Here is a 19,426-nt window from a genome sequence, read left to right on the forward strand (position 1 = left end):
TCCCATCTAACTATATGATACTATATTTTACTGAATCTATCCTATTTTCAGCAAAATATAGTTAAGGCGATTCATCTCCCACTTACTCCGCTTCGCTTCGTTGAAGTGGGAGTCTTCTCGCCTAATTAAGATAAAAACGCCCCGCTATAAAGAAGAGGAATAAGCAAAACGGCAAGAATCGGAATGAGCACTTTCGGGCGGAAGATGATCGCCCACAATTCCTTGACCAACATGGAGATAGTTCCCTCCTTTTTGTACAAATGACCAATTTATTCATTTGGTCACATCTGACAAAAAAAAGACAGGATTATCTACTTGGACAATCCTTGCAAAAAATACAGCGTAAACAATTCAGCGATTTGCTCTTTTGCCAGCGGCTCATGATCTTTCTCCCAATCGACAATGAGGGCGATGTACATCTTGAGCATTAAAAACGCCGTTATTTCGGCATTGCACGGGCGGATTTCCCCTTTTTCCACCGCCGTCTCAATTTTTTGCCGGATAAACTCGACCATCGCCCGGTCGAGCTTGGTCAGCACTTCCTGCACCGCTGCCGTGCCGATGCTGCGCACTTCCTGAAGCAGTTTCGCGGTCAGCTGATGGCGCTGGCGGAATTCTAAAATGCGGTACAAGGCGCGATGGACGTTTTCGGAAAACGGCAACGACGGATCCATCGCCTGCTCGGCTTCTGCTTTGATTTCCGCGATCAAGGAAGAAACGATTTCATCAAGCAGCTCCTCTTTGCTTTTAAAAAACGTATAAATCGTTCCTTTGCCGACGTTGGCGAGCTTGGCGATCTGTTCCATCGTCGTCGCCTTATAACCGAAAGCCGCGAACGATTGGGACGCTGCTTCGATAATTTGCCGTTTACGGTCGCTTGCCATTGGCCTCATCCTTTAATTTGACTGAATGAACAATTTGGTCAATCCGTTTTTACCATATCATATTCTCGCCTCTAGCGTAAAGAGCAAAAATGATTACACCCTAAAAAAGCTTGGCCGCGGCGCCGCTGATTTCAAGGCAGTTTACACCTTCCACGCCCCAGCCCGGTGCTAATCGACCGCCAGCTAGGCCGCCGGCTAGCGGGCGCTGCTGTACGCCGCTTCCGCCGGCCGGTTTGGTTCCCCTTGCCGCAAATAGTCAAGCACATCGCGGACCGCCCTTTCCCCTTGGTCGATGCAATCAGGCAATCCGAGCCCCTCATAAGAACTGCCGGCTAAAAACACCCCTGGCAGATCGGACGCCATGTGCCGCTTAATCGCTGCCAGCCGTTCGCGATGCCCGACCGTATACTGCGGCATCGCCCGCTTCCATCGGGAAATGACGGCAAATTCCGGCTGGCCATCAATTTTCATCACTTTGTTTAAGTCATCAAGCACAATGCGGACGATCTCATCGTCCGGCTGATCAACGATGTCCTCGTCGCCCGGGCGTCCGACATAGCCGCGTAAAAGCGCTTTGCCGGGCGGCGTCGTATGCGGCCACTTTTTATGCGTCCACGTGCACGCCGTCATCGTGTAATCGCTGCGGCGCGAGACGACAAACCCGGTGCCATCGATATCTTGGCGGATCGCTTTCTCCGGAAAAGCAAGCGCCACCGTCGCCACCGATGTCAGCGGCACCGACCGGAACGGGGCAAAAAACGGATAATCAGCGAGCATGTCCGGCACAATGTGGTGCGGCGTGGTGATGATGACGCTGTCCGCCTCCCACGTTTGACCGGTGCTCAATTGCAGCCGGTACGCTGAACCGGTGCGGGTGATCCGCTCAATGCGCGTCCCTTTGATGACACTGCCCGGTTCAAGCCGCTTTTCCACTTCTTCAACCAGCGACTGCAAGCCTGTTTTTAACGTCTGAAACGCCCCTTTTCGCTCTTTCTGTTCTTTTGGCGTCGTCCGTTTCGCTCCGCGAACGAGACTTCCGTATTTCTGTTCAAGCTGGAAAAACTGGGGAAACGTCGCCATTAAACTCATTTCATCGATGTCGCCAGCGTAAATGCCAGACAGCAGTGGTTCAATCAAATTGTCCACCACTTCATCGCCCAAACGGCGGCGGAAAAAGCGGCCGAGCGGCATGTCGCCGTCTGCTTTCACCGGCGGCAGCACGAAATCGAGCGCCGCCCGCAGCTTGCCGGCCGGAGAAAACAGCCCGGTCGTTAAAAACGGGGCGATGCGCGTCGGAATGCCCATCACCGCTCCACCTGGGATCGGATATAATTTGCCGTTGACTAAAATGTATGATTTCCCAGTCGCATTATGGACGATTTCATGCTCCAGGCCGACTTCCTTTACGAGGCGGAACGCGCTCGTTTTCCGCGCCAAAAAAGAGTCCGGCCCGCGCTCAATGACATAGCCGTTGCGCATGACCGTCTGCACTTTTCCGCCGAGCCGGTGCGTTGCTTCGACAAGCTTGCACGTCAGCGGCAGACGCTGTTCTTTGATCGCTTTTTGCAAGTAGTAGGCGGCAGTGAGACCCGTAATGCCGCCGCCGATAATGACAACGGTCCGTTGCCCTTCATTCATGCTTATCGCCTTCTTTTGCGAGCCGCTTTAACACGACCGTCGCCAATGCATCAATAAACAGCGGATCGGTGTTCGGCATTTCCGGCCGGTAATAGCGGGCGCCAATTTCTTCAGTCACTTGCTTACATTCAATGTCATTGTCATATAACACTTCCAAATGATCAGCGACAAAACCGACCGGCGCATAAACAAACGATGTATAGCCGCACTCATCGTGCAACTGGCGCGTCAAGTCTTGCACATCCGGGCCCAGCCAAGGTTCTGGTGTATTTCCAGCACTTTGCCAGCCGACGGCGTAATGGGCAACTCCAGCTTGCTCGGCGATGCGCTTTGCCGTGTCTTCAAGTTGCGCCGGATATGGATCGCCGGCTTGAATGATTTTTTCCGGCAGGCTATGGGCTGATACGATGAGCACAGCCCGCTCCCGCTCACGCTCCGGCATGGCGGCAAAAACGGCTTTCACTTTTTCCGACCAATAATGCAAAAATTTCGGCTCGTCATACCATTGGTCAATCGTATAAATAACCGGGCCGCCAAGCTTTTCCGCCGCCGCTTTCGCCCGCTCGTTGTATGAACGGATGCTGAATGTGGAATAATGAGGCGCTAAAACAATCGCCACCGCCTCTTTCACACCGTCGGCATGCATGCGTTCAACCGCATCCTCGATCAATGGCTCGATATGCTTCAGCCCTAAATACATGCGAAACTCGACTTCCTCTTGCACTTCGTTCAGCCGCGCCTCGAGCTGTGTCGCCTGCGCTTCCGTAATTTTAGCGAGCGGGGACAGCCCGCCAATCGCCCGATAGCGCGCTTTTAAGTCGTCAATTTGCTCTTGCGGCGGCTTCCGTCCGTGGCGAATATGCGTGTAATACCGTTCGATATCGTCTTCTTTATACGGGGTTCCATACGCCATGACAAGCAGTCCAACCGTTTGTTTCGCCATTGTGCTGCACCTCTTTTAGTTCGTGGAAGTATAGTCGTGGATAAAGGCAGTCAGCCGCTTCAATGTCGCCGGCTGGACGTCCGGGAAAATGCCGTGGCCCAAGTTGAAAATATAGCCCGGCTGCTCCATCCCCTCGTCCAAAATGCGCTTCACCCGCTCTTCGATCACATCCCACGGCGCGAGCAGCACCGCTGGATCCAAGTTGCCCTGGATCGCCTTTGTAATGCCTTGGCGGCGCGCCTCACGAATCGACAGCCGCCAATCAAGGCCGATGACATCAAGCGGCAAGTCGTTCCACTCGCGCGCCAAATGGCTCGCACCGACGCCAAACATGATGAGCGGCGCTCCTTCCTCGCGCAAGGCGGCAAAAATGCGCGCCATCGCCGGCTTAATAAACGTCCGATAATCATCCGCATTGACAGCGCCAACCCAAGAATCAAAAATTTGCACCGCCCTTGCCCCTGCTTGAATTTGCGCTTTCACATAGCGGATCGTCATTTCGGCAAGCTTGTCCATTAAGGCAAACCATGCTTTCGGTTCAGCGTACATAAATGCCTTTGTTTTATGATAGTTTTTGGACGGACCGCCTTCAATCATGTAGCTGGCCAGCGTAAACGGCGCGCCGGCAAAGCCGATGAGCGGCACATCAAGCTGTTCGTTGACAAGCAGCCGGATCGTCTCGAGCACGTACGGCACATCGTGTTCCGGATCGATCTCTCCAAGCCGCTCAACATCATGAAGCGAGCGGATCGGGTTGGCGATCACCGGCCCGACGCCGCCGCGAATTTCCACATCCACGCCGATCGCCGGCAGCGGCGTCATAATGTCTTTATATAAAATGGCAGCATCCACGCCATATTGCTCCACCGGAAGCCTGGTGACATAAGCGCAAAGCTCCGGCTGATGCGTAATCTCGAATAATGAATATTTCTCCTTCAGTGCCCGGTATTCCGGCTGCGACCGTCCGGCCTGCCTCATATACCATACCGGCACATAGGCCGTTTTTTCGCCGCGGCAGGCGCGCAAAAACGTATCGTTCATTCGTCTTGTCATCTCCATCCGCCTTTCTTTCATCCAGTCCAATCAACCGTTCCTCTATTTTTTGCCCATTCACATTGCTTATCTCTTTTTCACTATACCGCTTTCGATGCCCAATGTATAGAGAAGGAAACGAACTGTCAAAAAATCGACCGATTTTTCAACCCATACCTATTATAACAAAAAAGCCGTCCCGACCGCACGGGACAGCTTTTTTGTTAGATGAGAAACATGGCGACAACGGTCGTGACCGCCAAGCCGACGGCGACCGGAATTAAGTTGCGGCGCGCCAATTCAAACGGGTCGACTCCGCAAATCGCGGCCGCTGGAATGAGCGCCCATGGAACGAGCGTGCCTCCGCCGACCCAAATGGCAGCGATCTGACCAAGCGCCGTTAACGTGGCGGCTCCGCCGCCAATGGCGACCGCAAACAAATGGGCAACCGAACCGGCAAGCGAGATGCCGGAAAACCCGGAGCCGTCAAGGCCGGTAATCGCCCCGACGATGGTGAGCGTCACCGCCCCGATTTCGTTGTTCAGCGGCACCGCATGGGCTAAGGCGACCCCTAAATCATTGACAATGCCTTGGGATGCCTGCGGCAAATAGTCGCCGATAATTTTCACGAATCCGGCATCGCCAAGATAGAAAAAGGCGGCAATCGGAATGACGGGGCCGAATACTTTAAACCCAAACTGGAATCCTTCAATAAAGTAGTTGGTCACTTCCGCAAAGCTTTCTTGCCGGTGGGCTAAAACAGAAATAAGGATCAAGATAAAAATCGCGGTTCCGCCGACTAAGGCTGTCGCCTCGCCGCCTTGCAAACGCAAATAAAACATCGCGATGACGTCAAGGGCAAACAGCACCGGAATCAACAGCGCCAGCCATTTTTTCGTCGGCTCGGCCAACAGCCCTCCCGTTTTCTCGAGCGCCGCATCAGTGGCAGCGGCGATTTCTGCATCCCCGCTCGTCAAGCGCCCTTGCTTCATATCGCGGCGCAGCAAATAAAACGCCGTGACGGTCGTGACCACCCCCATGACAAAAACGAGCGGCACGCTGGCAGCAATCACTTCGCCAACCGGCAATCCGGCCGCATCAGCGGTCAGTTTCGGCGCTCCTTGAATGATAAAATCACCAGAAAGGGCGATGCCATGTCCGAACAAGTTCATCGCCATTGCTACTCCTAGCGCCGGCAACCCGACGCGAACCGCCGCCGGCAACAGCACCGCCCCCATAAGGGCAACGGCCGGAGACGGCCAGAAAAACCAAGAAATCACCATCATCAAAATCCCGATCGTCCAATACGCCCAGGCCGGCGTCCGGATAAAACGGACAAACGGCGACACCATCACATCATTGATCCCCGTCGCTGACAACACTTTGCTCATCGCGACAATAATCGAGATGACTAAAATCGTTGGCAGCAATTCGGTAATGGCGTAAATAAAGCTGTTAAACACCCCGCTGACTGCCGCGCTCAGTGAATGGGTGGCGACCGCCGCCAACAAAAAAATGCCGGCAATGCAAACGAGCGATGTATCTTTGCGGACGACCATAAACCCGATAATGAGCATGATAAACAGCAAGTAAATCCAGTGCAGCGCCACAAGCTCTACGCCCATAAACCAATCCCCTTTCTCTCCAACTTCCAGCCCGGCCTGCCGGACGTGCGCCTAGGCCGGTGTACTACAGCATATGAAGCCGGAACAGAGGTGTGAGAACAAAGTGCGAGCGACACGGGAAAGCGCAGTGCCAGAACAGAGATGTGAGCAAGGGGCACAAACGGAAAGGTGAACGTAGACAAAGATGGGGGAGCTGCCAGGCATTTTCGCCAAAAACAAAAAAAGCCGGCGTCAACGCCAAAACAGCATCAACGCTCGGCTTTGTGCCCGCGCCGCGGGCGGACGTACCGTCTGGCCGTCCAAACGCCCCAACCGATCCCCCCCACCCATGTGGCGAGCCATAGAGGGCGCGGAGAAACGGCAGCCAGCACAAGGTGAAATACCGTATTTTGCCCGGCGAGTAAAATGGAGAGCAACCGAACAGCAGCGCCAGCCGGCTGCGTCTGCGGCAGCGGGTACAGCTGCGTCCAAAGCGAATAGCGATGGCGGGAAGGCAGCGCCGCCAGCTGAACAGCGGTCGCATAAAGAAACAAAAACACAATGGCTGCTTGTACGTATTCATGGTCGATCACAGCAAGCAGCACGCTCCCAATCGCTGTCAGGCGGATGTACAGCCCGGCATACCCGCCGGCGCGCAGAAACGTGCGCGCGTATAAGTAAAAAAAGACGTTTCGTTGTCCGTATGGGATGAGACGAAGCAGCGGGTCAAGCCAACGGCGCTGTCTCGCTTCCTCCCGCCATTCTGGAACATCGGTGAACAAATTTGCCAATCGGTAAAATGCCCGTAGTGCGCGCTGCTCTTCGGCAATGAGCCGCTCCCACTTCCATGTTTTTCCTTTTGCGAAGCGTGACAGACAAACCGAAAGAGCCGCGATCAGTGCAATGATCGTCGCGGAAAACAGCCACGGCGCCGCCGCCAGCCAAAAATAAACGGCTAATGCCGCCAGCCCGAAGCGGGCGAGCGCGCTCTGACGATGAAAAGACGGCTCAGCGATGTAACTCCCTTTCCAAGCAGCCCATAAATTCCAAAGCTTCAAGGCGATGAGGCCAAGCAAAAAAAGCGGCCACGGCACCGGGGAAAACCGGGAATGGAGCGGTCCGGCCAACAATAGCAACAAACAGAGGCCGTATGCGTGCCACATGGCCGAGAAGAGGAATGCCCGGCGAATATACGGGTGCAGCTGCCATTCAGCGGCCAGCAAAAACACCGTATCCGCCTCGCGAAACAATGTGCGCACCGTCCCGGATGCAGCCGCCCAGCCGAATATCACCGCAGCAATGGCCGGGTATGGAAACGAGCCGGGAAGCGTCTCGACCCAGCGCTCGTACATGACCGCGATGCCGCCAAGAACAATGATTAAGCCGACGAGCAAATGATCATTCAGCATATAGCGCAAATAGCGAAGCCTCTTTTTCCCTTCGTCTTGAAGGCGCTGCTGCCAAAGCTTACGCGCATCGATCATGGCGCATCGTCCTTTGTCAATTCGATATATACTTCATCGAGCGTCGCAGCTTTCAGCCCGAACTGGCGGCGAATGTCATCAAGCGTTCCTTTCGCTTTGACGCGCCCTTGATGCAAAATGATGAACGAATCGCAATACCGCTCCGCTGTCGCCAAAATATGGGTCGACAGCAAAATGCCTGCCCCCTTCGCCTTTTGTTCATTCATCCGCTCAAGCAATGCATGGATGGCGAGCGGATCAAGGCCGAGAAACGGCTCATCGATAATATAAAGCGGCGGTTCAAGCAAAAAGGCGCAAACGATCATCACTTTTTGTTTCATCCCTTTGGAAAAATGCGCCGGAAAGGAGGAAAGCCGCCGCTCTAACCGAAATTCGCTAAGCAGCGGCGGAACGCGGCGCTCATACTCCTCCTCGCTCAGCCCGTACGCCATCGCCGCCAGACGCAAATGCTCCTCAAGCGTCAATTCCTCATACAGTACCGGCGTTTCCGGAATAAAGGCAAACTGCTTCCGGTACGTTTCCGGCTCCGCCGCAAGCGTATGTCCGTTGACTGAAACCGTGCCTCGGCGCGGCTCCATCAGGCCGATAATATGTTTGATCGTCGTGCTTTTGCCAGCTCCATTTAAACCGATCAACGCGACCATTTCGCCGCGTTCAACTGAAAACGTCACATCTTCAAGCACGTTTTGTGCGGTATACCCCCCGTATAAGTGTTCCACGCGCAAAAGCGTCATCGTCCGCTTCCTTTCCGTTCTCGAATCACTTTTGTCCCCATTGTACCAAAGAACGGCTGCCTTTACCAAAAAAGTTCTTTTCGTCGTCCTGCATAAATGCGCTGATCCCGGGCATGATAAATAGCGAAGAGGGGATGGGGAATCACCAAGCAAAGGCTGATGAACGATCCATCTGAAATGGGGTGTTCGTCAAAGACACCATTGTGAGCTGCAAGACGTTGTAACCGTTCATGAACAAAGGCCATCTATCTGTTGCTGGGAAGCAACGAACCTGTCCAAAAGGGGATGGTCGCGTTGAACAAAGGAAGCGCTCACGTCTAAACGACTTTGTCGCAAATGGGGTGTTCATCAAACGCACATTTGATGTTGAATGATTCTCTCCCCTTTTCACCGGCCGGGATGTAACCGTTTTACGGGATTACATCCCGGTTTTTTTATGGTAAAATGAAGAAAACGAAAAGAAAGGGTGACCGTTTCGGTGAACGATTGCATTTTTTGCAAAATTATTGACGGCGAGCTGCCGGCGGCAAAAGTATATGAAGACGAGCACGTACTCGCCTTTTTGGACATCAGCCAAGTGACGAAAGGGCACACACTTGTCATCCCGAAAGTACATACCGAAAACGTTTTTACCCTCACGCCGGATGTAGCCAGCCAGCTGTTTCGCGTCGTGCCAATGATCGCCAACGCACTGAATAAAGCATTCTCGCCAGCCGGGCTCAATTTGCTGAACAACAACGGCAAACCGGCCGGGCAAACGGTGTTCCATTACCACCTTCACCTTATTCCGCGCTACGGCAAAGGCGACGGGTTTGGCGCCGTTTGGAAATCGCACGCAAGCGACTATACCCCTGCCGACTTGCAGGCGATTGCCGCCACCATCCGCAAGCAGCTCAACTAAAAACCGGAAGCAGGATTGCCTGCTTCCGGTTTTTTACTGTTGCCCGAGCACATCTTGCAAATCTTTGTCCTTGATCTTGACATCAGCATCTTTCACGAGCTCGTCCACTTTCGACTGCATCGCCGCCGGGTCGAGTTTGCTCCGTTTCACTTCAAACGTAATTTCATCTTTCATTTCGTTAAACGATTTTTTCTTTTCCTTATCCGTCACCTTGATGATATGGTAACCGTAATCCGTTTTGATCGGATCGCTTACTTCACCGACTTTCAGCTTATAGGCGGCATCTTCAAACTCTTTGACCATTTTCCCCGGACCGAACCAGCCTAAATCACCGCCGTTCGATGCCGAACCAGGATCTTGTGAATACTCTTTCGCCAGCTTGGCGAAGTCCTCGCCTTTGTCGAGCTTCGCTTTCACTTCTTTTGCCGTTTTTTCATCTTTCACTAAAATATGGCTGGCACGAACTTTCGGCTTGTAGTTGTCATAATACTCTTTCAGCTCTTTATCCGTCACTTTAATGTCCTCAATCGCCGCTTTCGTCCGCAACAAGTCGAGCTTGATCATCTCGCGGATCACTTTTTCCCCGTTTTGTTGTACGGCCAAGTCGTACTGTGTGCCGTACGCCTCCTTAATCCGCTCGATTTCGCGGTCGATCTCTTCATCAGTCACCTTGTATTTTTTGCTTAACACTTTTTCGTCGATCAAGTCGCGAAGCACCGTTTTACCGACGCGCTCTTTCATCTCATGATAAAATTCATCCTTCGTAATATCGCCGCTTTTTGTCTCGACAATTGCTTCTGAATCGCCGTTATTGCAGGCCGACAAAGCCATCAGCGAAACAACGGCGGCAGCCATCATCCATTTTTTCATCCGCTTCACAACTCCTACCCACGTCTTTTTTCGTTTTCCCTTTCCGGCGCTGCCGGCCATTGATATTCCGGCACCAGGGTTTCAGATCCGTTCCACCCCAGGCGACGCCTTATGCACTTGCGGCGGCATCGCGAAACAAAACGCCGAGCCGCCTAAACCACGACAATAACTATATCACATTTGCGGCAAAAAAAAAACCTCTTTCCGTTTTAGTCATCCGCCCACCACATGTACGCTTGCCATACATATGATGGGGATGAAGCACCGCAGCGGGCTTCTCCTTGCCGAAAGGGGGTGTTACGATGAGCGCACCTTATGCCGGAGGCTTTGCGTTAATTGTCGTGCTGTTTATTTTGCTAATCATTGTCGGCTGTGCTTGCGTCATCTACTAAACGAAAGAGGGTGTTCCCGCGCTGGGAGCACCCTCTTCCTTCATCATCCTCATCTTCGCCTGTGAGCGGAGCAGGCAGCTTTTTATGTAAATAACACTTCAAAATAGGAAGAAATTAGTGAACTACCCCCACTTAATTTTCTAGCGAAAATTTGAAGTGGGGGCTTCCAAAGAAGTTTGACTGCTTCAAGCAATCCTTATTCTTTGAGGCGTGTCCACTTCGCCGCTAGAGCATAAGACACTCAGGTCTACAGCTTTACTTTTCTTTAAAATGTTTAATGCGCCATTGACATCAGCATTAATTAGTTTGCCAGACTTTGTTCGATACAAGCCGCGCTTAATACGTTTGCCGCTGAACTTATATTCTTTTGGATTGTCGGCATTATATTCAGGAATCTCATCGCCGTCAAAAAAGCTGGCTTGAGACGTATATGATTCTTCCTGTTTCAAGAATTCAATGCCGTAAAATTCACAAAGATATTCTAATTTTTCTTTTATGTTACCGAGAGGAATATTGACAAAGTTTTGATTTGTCTTTTTTCCTAGATTAATATTGCGTTGTAATGTTTCCGCATAGCCAATGACAAGTTTGCCAATTTGATTTTCAATACAGTAGTTAATGATGTAACGGCAAGTCTTGTTGATATAATCATTCACTTTATTATTGCGATTCATAGCAAGCAAAGCCTGTTTACGAGTCGTGCCTTTGATTTTTTGCTTATCTTTCATGCTTTGAAGTCTGGCATTTTCTTTGTTAAACCATTGATTTATACTTTTTAATCTCCGCCCATCAATGATGAATGATCTGCCGTCTGATGTGACACAAGTGGCAAGATTGTTTAATCCTAAATCAATGGCCAGTGCTTTTTGGTCATTTAATTCTCTTTGATCTTCAGGCATTTCATATTTGTACTGAATCTCAAAGAACCTGGCATGATGCTTAGGAATGATTTCAATCTGCTTAATCTTTTTGTCCAGCAACACAGGCGGAATCGTTATCGTGATAGGCTTGTGAGTCTTTTTAAATAGGCGAGAATACGGTATCGTGAATTTGTTGCCGTCTATACGAATCTGGCCAATGATCAGTGAATGAAAGCCATCTTTTTTAAGATATTTTGGAATACTGATAGCCTTGTGGTCATATTTTCCTTGTTTGGCAAGACTGATCAAACCAAAGAAAGATTTAAAGGCTTCATTGACCTTTTTTAAAATTTGCTGTGCCATGTTGCTGTTTAACAGCTTATAGTTTTCGTTAGTTTTTGCAAGATGATCGTTTTTCTCATAATTAAGAAATTCCTTGTGTTCAAAATAGTATTGTCTGACATTGTACAATCCGACGTTGTACATGTTCTTGGCAATATGGCACAGTTCTCGAAGAGTCAAGTATTCTTCTTTGGTCAAACCATTTAGCTGTTGTTTGATACAAAAATACATGTTTTCACCTCCCATCTAACTATATGATACTATATTTTACTGAATCTATCCTATTTTCAGCAAAATATAGTTAAGGCGATTCATCTCCCACTTACTCCGCTTCGCTTCGTCGAAGTGGGAGTCTTCTCGCCTAATTAAGATAAAATCGTAATAAGTACATTGATCGTGCGAAAAACGGCCGGCTGTTGCTCCTCCGGAATATCACGCTGTGCACAAAGCGAGTGGGTGAGCTGGTTCACCAAAAACAAGACCGTAACCGCCAGAGGGATAAAATAAAGCGCCAAAGCCGTTCCCCTCCTCCCCATCTTAGCCAAACGCCGCCCATGGCTTTAACTTTACATCGTTCACGGCCGGAAATCAATCTTTTTTTCTCTTTCGAGCATGGCGAACCGATTTTACCTATTGGTGAATGTGCACAAATTCGGTAAAATATACGTAAAAGCGGTCACATTTTATGTCAGCCAAAGGAGCACGGTGTATGGAATCGTTGGAAAAGCGAGTGGCCAAGCTCGAATTTCACCAGTCATTGCTGATGGAAATGGTGGATGAAGCGAAAAAACCGTTTTACTCCCTCATCATCCGCGCCGATTTAACAAAGGAAGAAGTCGACGCGTTCCTTTCGTTTTGCCAGGAGCTCGCCGAACAATATGAGCAGCAAAAAGCGGAAGGATTGACGATCTTTACTCCCCTGCTCGTGCAATTTGCCGGGATGCTTCATCCGAACCTTCCGCTTGAACAAACAGTTGATGCCATGTTAGCCCAACAAATGTTTGTGCCGCTCATGACCGAGCTAAAAACGCTCATCCGAACCGTCAGTTAGCCTGACCGGCCAGTTCCTTCTCGTGCTCTTCCGCTTTTGGCGCCCGCTTGACGAGCTTGCCGTCCTGCTCGACGAAATCTTCTTTAATGTTTTCGAACGCCCGCTCAAAAATCTCCATAAAATCGTCTCCGTAAATATTGCGGACGATGCACATCATTTCTAAAATTTCAGGAAACTTCCCATACAGCTCGCGCAGCGGCAACGCCCCGTTAAAGACAGCGTTTTTTGTCGGATCGTACGTCTCCATCAATTTCATCAGCACTTCTTCGCCTTTTTCCGTCAGCTCAATGTACGTGTTGCGCTTGTCATCTTGCTTTTTCGAAAACGAAAGCAGCCCTTTTTCTTCCAACTTTTTCGAGAAGTTAAACGCCGTCGAAACGTGCATCACGCCAAATTTGGCGATTTCCGAAATCGAAGCACCTTTGAAATGGTAAGCAATCCATAAAATGTGGTGTTCGTTAATGTTCAAGTCAAACGGCTTAATCCATTGCTGCCAATCTTTTTCAATCGATTTCCACAGCGCCTTGCTTAGCTGGGCGATCCGTTGGCTAAATAACATAGCCTCTTTGACGGAATAATGCTGTTCTGTCGCTTTCATCGTTCCACCCACTCTTCCCTCACCGTATTTTTTGCTTTCTATTATATCAATAAAACAAAAAGGAATAAAGACAAAAACATTTATTTTTATAATTTTTTTTGCATATTCATAGTAGTAAGCATAAAACGTTTGCCGCATACAGGAGGAGAACATAATGATGTATATACAATGGCTGCTTTCTGCTGTTGGATTCTTATTTTTCTGTCTTTTTATAAACACCTTTTTTGCCTTATGGAAAGCGCGGGCGTATCCGCCGAAAGCGCTGTTGAAAGAGCAGGCTGTGCGCTATATTGGAATAGCGTCCATCTGTCTGCTCGCCGCTTGGCTTCTTGGCTACGCCTAGCACTTATTTGAATTTTCACATAACAAAAGATGAAAACAGGCCGGGAATGGGCATTTTTTCGCCCGTCCCCTTGATAGCAAAAAACCCGACCAGCAATGATCGGGTTTTTTGCCGTTTACACGTGCGCTGTCACGTTCATCCGCCGGAAAATCGATGCCACGATCGGATAGACGATGACCATCGCTACTGTGTTCAATGCCGCGGCTGGCAGCACAACGGTGACAAACAGCGCCGAAAACGCCGTTCCGCCCGGCAACCCGACGAGCAGGAGCGCCGCCGTCAAAAATACCGCGCCGGAGATGACGGTGCCGACAGCCGTCAACACCGCGGCCCCGACAACTGTTTGGCTATATTTTTTCAGCAAGGTCACTAGGGCAAACACAACAAAGGCAGTGATGATTTTATCGATTACATTAGGCAGCTGACCGCCTGGGAACGTCGTCGTCATGGCGGAAATCAAGCCGGTGGCGACACCGACAAGGCCGGCCGCTTTGGCGCTTGGAAACAACAAAATCGCCAAAAACATCATCGCCAGCATCATATCCGGCTTCATGCCGGCAAACAGCCCGGGAATGACCGCGTGCAACACAGCTCCAATTCCGACTAACAGCGCCATCGATACTAATGTTCTCACATTCATGCTCATCTCTCCTCATCTCTCCTCATCTATTCTCCTGCTTGAGAATGTTTCTATCATTATATCACTTTGCCGTGTAAAAGTGAAGAAGAAATTTTCAGGCAAAACGACGGCGGAAGTCGTTCATAAACGATGCGAGCGCCTCGCACGCCTCAAGCGGCACCGCGTTGTAAATCGACGCCCGGCAGCCGCCGACCGACCGATGTCCACCGAGCCCGATAAAGCCCCGCTCTTTCGCCTCAACAAGGAACGCCTTCGTCAGTTCTTCGCTCGGCAGCGTGAACGTGACGTTCATGAGCGAGCGGCTTCCTTTTTCTGCATGTGGTCTGTAAAAGCCGCCGCTTTCGTCAATGGCCTCATACAGCACGGCCGCTTTTTGCCGGTTGCGCGCTTCGATCGCCGTCACGCCGCCCTGTTCTTCAACCCATTCGAGCACGAGCGACAACATATAAATCGCAAACGTCGGCGGTGTGTTGTATAGCGAATTGCTTTTTTGGTGCGTCCGGTAGTCGAGCATCGTCGGCAGCCCGTCCGGAATGCGTTCAAGCAAATCGTTGCGGAGGATGACGACCGTGACCCCCGACGGGCCAAGATTTTTTTGCGCCCCGGCGTAAATCAAGGCAAACTTGCCGACATCAAACGGCCGACTCAAAATGTCGCTTGACATATCAGCGATAAGATCAGCCGGCACATCCGGGAACTCCTGCCATTGCGTGCCGAAAATCGTGTTGTTGGACGTAATATGGACGTAGGCAGCATCCTTTGGCCATTTCACGTCGTCCAACGCCGGAATATGCGTGTAGTTCGCCTCTTTGCTTGACGCGACGACTGTTGTCAAGCCGACTTTTTGTGCTTCTTTCAGCGCTTTTTCCGACCATGCGCCGGTTAAAATGTAGCAGCCGATTTTCCCTTCGGTGAGGAAATTCATCGGCACCATCGAAAATTGCAGACTCGCCCCGCCTTGCAAAAACAAAACATCATAGTCATCCGGTACGTTGAGGAGCCGTTTGAGCCGCTCTTGCGCCGCACGATGGACGGTATCATACTCTTTGCTCCGGTGGCTTAATTCCATCACCGACATGCCGGTGCCCTGAAAATTGAGCAGCTCCTTTTGCGCCCGTTCGAGCACCGGCAGCGGCAACGCCGACGGGCCGGCATTGAAATTGTACGCGCGTTTCATTGTCATCCCTCACTTTATTGTCCAAGTAGTCCATTTGATATTACTATCCTAACATGAATTTTTAAAAAAGAAAGGGAATTTTTCGAAAAAAGCGTTTTCAAATGATGCTTTCCAAAAAAGAAAGCCCTTGGATCTTACAAGGGCTTCGCCTGCTTTCGCCGTTCTCGCTCTTGGCGGATGCGCTCCATATAAATTTCCCCTTCTTTTTCAATGAACACCTCATCGATTTCCCGCTCCCGCGCCGCTGTTTTCACGGTCATATAGCCGCTGAAAATAATGCCGGCAACAACTAAGTAAATCCACCACGGCAAGCTAAGCATCGCCATCCCCCTTTTTCATGTGCTTGTCTTACTAAACTATACGCGCAAGCAGACAACCGTATGCATAAAGAAAGAGACGGACATGCCGCCTCTTTCTTCGGGACAACGCTTATGCTTCGTTTCGCTCTTTCTTTTTCCTCTTCGCTTTCCTCCACTGTCGGCGCAGCTCATTCAACTTTTCTTTCGCCTGTTCGTGCTGAGTCGTTGGGACGATTTCAATGACCGGTTCGATCACGCCTCATCCCTCCTTTGCATGACGCTATTTTTCATTACCCGCTTTCTTTGGTGCTGAAACAGCCAAAAACGCCGGCTTGTAAAATGAACGGTTGTCAAGGGCAAAAATGCGTTCCGTGAACTCACCCGGCTTCACCTTTTCCAGCGCGCGGTCGATCATATTCATTTTCGCATCCAAATTATCAATATAATGAAGCACTTCCGCCTCTTTGACAAGCGGCGGCTTCGGGCTGCCCCACTCCGCTTTGCCATGGTGCGACAGAACGAGATGCTGCAAAATGACGACTTCTTCACCTTGAATGCTGAGCTGCTCGGCCGCCTTGCTAATTTCGCTGACCATGATTGAAATATGACCGAGCAAATTGCCTTCAAGCGTATACACCGCCGATACTGGGCCGGACAGTTCGATCACTTTGCCAAGGTCATGCAAAATAATGCCGGCATAAAGCAAGTCTTTATTGAGCGACGGATACAAACGGACAAGCGCCTCAGCAAGTTCGAGCATCGAGACGACGTGATACGCCAGTCCAGAAATAAACTCATGATGGTTTTTCGTCGCCGCTGGATACTCAAAAAACGGCTTTTCATATTTCTTCAGCAAATAACGCGTAATGCGCTGAATGTTTGGATTTTCCATGGAAAATATGTAATCCATCACTTTCGCCTTCATTTCCTCACGAGTAAGCGGAGCAGTCTCTAAAAAATCATCAACACGCACCGCTTCGCTCGGATGGGCGGGGCGGATCGAGCGGATGCGAAGCTGCAGTTTGCCGCGGTAATTATGAATATCACCGACCACTTTGACAATGCATTCCGGCGCGTACCGTTCCTCATCGTCAGGAGACACATCCCACAGCTTTGCTTCAATGTCGCCGCTTTTATCTTGTAAAATTAATGTTAAAAACGGCTTGCCGTTGCTGGCAATGCCTTTCGTTGCGGATTTGATGAGCAAAAAGAGATCAACTTGTTCCCCAACCTCATAATGGATGATGCCTTTCGCCACTTCGTTCTCCTCCGTTTCTCTGTACGTATTTTCTAGTATATCATAACGGGCAAAGGGCAAAAAGAAAGCCTTGCCGAAACGGCAAGGGAACATTAGCCCAAACGGCCCGTCCACTGTTTATTTTTTTGTCAGCTGGATGGCCTGTTTTATATCCTTGAAAATGTTCATTCGTCCATACATCAGCACGCCGCCTCGGTACACTTTGGCGCCAAAATAAATGAGCAAGGCAATCGTCGCCGCCAAAAGCGCAAGGCAAAGCGCCACTTCCCATCCCGGCACGGAAACGAGGCCAATGCGCAAAAACATGAGCATCGGCGCGAAAAAGGGAACGAACGAAGCGCCGGTCACGAACGCCGACTCTGGCGCATTCAAGCCAAACATCGCGATCATAAAGGCAGCGACAACCAGCATCATGACCGGCGTAATCGCCGGCTGTACATCCTCAACCCGGCTGACGAGCGAACCGAGCACGGCAAACAGCACCGCGTACAAGAGGTAACCGAGCAAGAAAAAAACGAGTGCATACACAAAGATTGAGGCCGGCAGGTGATCCAATCCGAGGAAACGCCACACTTCCTGTCCGCTCGTTTTTAACGCGGCGAACGCAACGGCGAAAAACACGAAAAATTGCGTCAAGCTGACAAGCGCAACGCCGATGATTTTGCCAAACAGCTGTTGGACTGGCGGGACGCTTGACACTAAAATTTCCATCACGCGCGACGATTTTTCCGTCGCCACCTCCGTCGCGATCATGCCGCCATACATCAAGACGAACATATACATCGCGAACAGAAGGACATAAACGAGAGAGCGCGCTTCGTTCAGCTCCTCTTCCGTCTTCGCGTTTTTTTCCAATGCCACCTTTTGGAACGGAACCGGTTTGGAAAGCTCCGCCATCTGTTCATCCGTCAGCCCGAGCTTAGCAGCTGAAAGTGCTGTTTTCAGCTGGCTTAGCGCTCGTTCCAACACCTCAGGCGTCTGATTGTCCACAATCGTATTGGCATAATACACCGCTGCCGGCAATCCTTCCGCATCCATCGACAAGACGAGCAATCCGTCCCATTTGCCTTCTTTGACCGCTTCTTTCGCTTCGTTTTCCATATCCGTAATTTTCGTCAACGCGATTTGATTATGGTTTGCCTGCTTCGCAAGCGGACCGTACAAAGATCCCGTGCGGTCAATGACCGCGACATGAGGCTTTTCATCACCGGTGAAAAACTCAATGATCGGCTGAATGTTGGCCACCCCGATGATCAACAGGCAAGTGATGGCAGTGGTCACCAAAAATGCTTTCGCCTTCAGCTTCGTCTGATACGTATGTACCGCCACAAGGAAAAACTTATTCATACGCCGCACCTACTTTTTCAATAAAGATATCATTCAGAGACGGTTCCTCCAAGGCAAACAGACGAACCGCGAATTTTCCTGCTATATGACCGAGTATCGCTTGCGCCGTCTCCTCATTGGCGATTTGCAGCCGCACCCCTTCCGCCGTCCGCTTCCACTGCAAAACACCAGGAAACCGCGCCAATTGTTCAAACGGTCCGTCTCCTTGAATGATAAGAATTTGCTTGCCAAACGAACGTTTCAGTTCACGCAGCGCTCCCGCCACCACCGCGCGGCCGCGGCGCAAAATGCATACATGCTCGCACAACTCTTCGACGTGTTCCATCCGATGACTTGAAAAAACAATGGTTGTTCCGTTTCGTTTTAAATCAAGCACCGCCTCTTTCAACAGCTCGACGTTTACCGGATCAAGTCCACTGAAAGGCTCATCTAAGATTAATAGATTCGGTCGATGAAGCACAGCGGCAATAAACTGGATTTTTTGTTGGTTGCCTTTCGACAACTCCTCAACCCGCTTGTTGGCGTAATCACGGATATGAAAACGCTCGAGCCAGCGATTGATTTCTGGGACAATATCGGCCTTTTTCATTCCGCGCAACCGTCCTAAATACAAAAGCTGCTCTTGCACTTTCAACTTCGGATACAATCCGCGCTCTTCCGGCAAATAACCGATCAGGTGACTTTTAGAGTAATCAATCGATTCTCCTTGCCACCGAATCGTGCCTTCTGTCGGCAATAGGAGCCCTAAAATCATCCGAAAGGTTGTCGTTTTTCCCGCTCCATTTGCCCCAAGCAATCCAAACATTTTCCCTTCTGGAACCGTCAACGTCAAATGATCAACAGCCGTCGTCTGACCAAATCGCTTCGTCACATCAATGATCTCTAAACTCATCCACATTCCCCCAAAATAAAATGAAATTTCCACCCCTATATATAACGTCTACCACCTAAAAAAAGTTTCAACCACAAGCAGGAATTTTCCTTATGATTCGCTAATGAAAAAGAAGTGAATCATGATTCAGCGAAGGG

Annotated in this window: 22 protein-coding genes; 4 read left to right on the top strand and 18 right to left on the bottom strand. The window is 50.4% G+C overall.

Annotated features, from left to right (window positions below):
* Positions 1-311: 311 nt before the first annotated feature.
* The 7 genes from GS3922_RS12695 to GS3922_RS12725 form a co-directional block, all read right to left on the bottom strand.
* Positions 312-884, bottom strand: a complete 573-nt coding sequence (locus GS3922_RS12695) for a TetR/AcrR family transcriptional regulator (RefSeq protein WP_063166645.1) — start codon at positions 882-884, stop codon at positions 312-314.
* Between the two features lie 195 nt (positions 885-1,079).
* A complete protein-coding gene (hemY, locus tag GS3922_RS12700) occupies positions 1,080-2,522 on the bottom strand; it encodes a protoporphyrinogen oxidase (protein ID WP_063166646.1) in 1,443 nt (480 codons plus the stop codon).
* Positions 2,515-3,465: a ferrochelatase gene (gene hemH, locus GS3922_RS12705; protein WP_063166647.1), complete on the bottom strand. Its 951-nt coding sequence runs from the start codon at positions 3,463-3,465 to the stop codon at positions 2,515-2,517. Before hemH ends, hemY begins: the two co-directional genes overlap by 8 nt.
* Before the next feature lie 15 nt (positions 3,466-3,480).
* Positions 3,481-4,518, bottom strand: a complete 1,038-nt coding sequence (gene hemE, locus GS3922_RS12710) for a uroporphyrinogen decarboxylase (RefSeq protein ID WP_063166648.1) — start codon at positions 4,516-4,518, stop codon at positions 3,481-3,483.
* Between the two features lie 203 nt (positions 4,519-4,721).
* Positions 4,722-6,122, bottom strand: a complete 1,401-nt coding sequence (locus GS3922_RS12715) for a hypothetical protein (protein ID WP_063166649.1) — start codon at positions 6,120-6,122, stop codon at positions 4,722-4,724.
* A gap of 248 nt (positions 6,123-6,370) precedes the next feature.
* Positions 6,371-7,585: an ABC transporter permease gene (locus GS3922_RS12720; protein ID WP_063166650.1), complete on the bottom strand. Its 1,215-nt coding sequence runs from the start codon at positions 7,583-7,585 to the stop codon at positions 6,371-6,373.
* Positions 7,582-8,319, bottom strand: coding sequence for an ABC transporter ATP-binding protein (locus tag GS3922_RS12725; protein ID WP_063166651.1), 738 nt, complete (start codon positions 8,317-8,319; stop codon positions 7,582-7,584). Before GS3922_RS12725 ends, GS3922_RS12720 begins: the two co-directional genes overlap by 4 nt.
* 478 nt (positions 8,320-8,797) lie before the next feature.
* On the opposite strand from GS3922_RS12725, the gene GS3922_RS12730 reads away from it, so the two are divergent.
* Positions 8,798-9,220: an HIT family protein gene (locus tag GS3922_RS12730; protein WP_063166652.1), complete on the top strand. Its 423-nt coding sequence runs from the start codon at positions 8,798-8,800 to the stop codon at positions 9,218-9,220.
* Positions 9,221-9,253: 33 nt separating this feature from the next.
* On the opposite strand, the gene GS3922_RS12735 is transcribed toward GS3922_RS12730, so the two are convergent.
* Positions 9,254-10,090 carry a peptidylprolyl isomerase gene (locus GS3922_RS12735; protein WP_063167411.1) on the bottom strand — a complete coding sequence of 279 codons (837 nt, stop codon included), beginning with the start codon at positions 10,088-10,090 and terminating at the stop codon, positions 9,254-9,256.
* Positions 10,091-10,392: 302 nt separating this feature from the next.
* On the opposite strand from GS3922_RS12735, the gene GS3922_RS17385 reads away from it, so the two are divergent.
* Complete coding sequence (locus GS3922_RS17385; RefSeq protein ID WP_020958800.1) at positions 10,393-10,482, top strand: YjcZ family sporulation protein; 90 nt, start codon at positions 10,393-10,395, stop codon at positions 10,480-10,482.
* Between the two features lie 185 nt (positions 10,483-10,667).
* Here GS3922_RS17385 and GS3922_RS12740 read toward each other — a convergent pair whose 3' ends face one another.
* Positions 10,668-11,915 carry an RNA-guided endonuclease InsQ/TnpB family protein gene (locus tag GS3922_RS12740; protein WP_063165415.1) on the bottom strand — a complete coding sequence of 416 codons (1,248 nt, stop codon included), beginning with the start codon at positions 11,913-11,915 and terminating at the stop codon, positions 10,668-10,670.
* A gap of 134 nt (positions 11,916-12,049) precedes the next feature.
* Entirely contained in the window at positions 12,050-12,199 is a 150-nt protein-coding gene (locus GS3922_RS17920; protein WP_168157891.1) for a hypothetical protein, read from the bottom strand.
* Between the two features lie 194 nt (positions 12,200-12,393).
* Here GS3922_RS17920 and GS3922_RS12745 point away from each other — a divergent pair, with 194 nt between their 5' ends.
* Positions 12,394-12,735, top strand: coding sequence for a YhaI family protein (locus tag GS3922_RS12745; protein WP_008882061.1), 342 nt, complete (start codon positions 12,394-12,396; stop codon positions 12,733-12,735).
* Here GS3922_RS12745 and GS3922_RS12750 read toward each other — a convergent pair.
* Positions 12,728-13,333 (bottom strand): HTH-type transcriptional regulator Hpr, encoded by a 606-nt coding sequence (locus tag GS3922_RS12750; RefSeq protein ID WP_172796450.1) that lies wholly within the window; start codon positions 13,331-13,333, stop codon positions 12,728-12,730. The two genes, GS3922_RS12745 and GS3922_RS12750, sit on opposite strands and share 8 nt — an antisense overlap.
* Positions 13,334-13,487: 154 nt before the next feature.
* Between GS3922_RS12750 and GS3922_RS12755 the strand changes: the two genes are divergently transcribed.
* Positions 13,488-13,676 carry a membrane protein YhzF gene (locus tag GS3922_RS12755; protein ID WP_063166653.1) on the top strand — a complete coding sequence of 63 codons (189 nt, stop codon included), beginning with the start codon at positions 13,488-13,490 and terminating at the stop codon, positions 13,674-13,676.
* 115 nt (positions 13,677-13,791) lie between these two features.
* On the opposite strand, the gene GS3922_RS12760 is transcribed toward GS3922_RS12755, so the two are convergent.
* The 7 genes from GS3922_RS12760 to GS3922_RS12790 form a co-directional block, all read right to left on the bottom strand.
* Positions 13,792-14,316, bottom strand: a complete 525-nt coding sequence (locus GS3922_RS12760) for a tryptophan transporter (RefSeq protein WP_063166654.1) — start codon at positions 14,314-14,316, stop codon at positions 13,792-13,794.
* A 94-nt stretch (positions 14,317-14,410) separates the two neighbouring features.
* On the bottom strand, positions 14,411-15,493 hold the full coding sequence (gene serC / locus GS3922_RS12765; RefSeq protein WP_063166655.1) for a 3-phosphoserine/phosphohydroxythreonine transaminase: 1,083 nt from the start codon (positions 15,491-15,493) through the stop codon (positions 14,411-14,413).
* 134 nt (positions 15,494-15,627) lie between these two features.
* A complete protein-coding gene (locus tag GS3922_RS12770; RefSeq protein WP_063166656.1) occupies positions 15,628-15,813 on the bottom strand; it encodes a sporulation YhaL family protein in 186 nt (61 codons plus the stop codon).
* A 109-nt stretch (positions 15,814-15,922) separates the two neighbouring features.
* Complete coding sequence (locus GS3922_RS12775) at positions 15,923-16,048, bottom strand: hypothetical protein (protein ID WP_063166657.1); 126 nt, start codon at positions 16,046-16,048, stop codon at positions 15,923-15,925.
* Between the two features lie 24 nt (positions 16,049-16,072).
* Positions 16,073-17,050 carry a 3'-5' exoribonuclease YhaM gene (gene yhaM, locus GS3922_RS12780; RefSeq protein ID WP_063166658.1) on the bottom strand — a complete coding sequence of 326 codons (978 nt, stop codon included), beginning with the start codon at positions 17,048-17,050 and terminating at the stop codon, positions 16,073-16,075.
* A gap of 117 nt (positions 17,051-17,167) precedes the next feature.
* Positions 17,168-18,397: an ABC transporter permease gene (locus GS3922_RS12785; RefSeq protein ID WP_033011575.1), complete on the bottom strand. Its 1,230-nt coding sequence runs from the start codon at positions 18,395-18,397 to the stop codon at positions 17,168-17,170.
* Positions 18,390-19,289: an ABC transporter ATP-binding protein gene (locus tag GS3922_RS12790; RefSeq protein WP_063166659.1), complete on the bottom strand. Its 900-nt coding sequence runs from the start codon at positions 19,287-19,289 to the stop codon at positions 18,390-18,392. Before GS3922_RS12790 ends, GS3922_RS12785 begins: the two co-directional genes overlap by 8 nt.
* Between the last annotated feature and the right edge of the window lie 137 nt (positions 19,290-19,426).

The sequence above is a fragment of the Geobacillus subterraneus genome, assembly GCF_001618685.1.
In the GTDB taxonomy this organism is placed as follows: Bacteria; Bacillota; Bacilli; order Bacillales; family Anoxybacillaceae; genus Geobacillus; species Geobacillus subterraneus.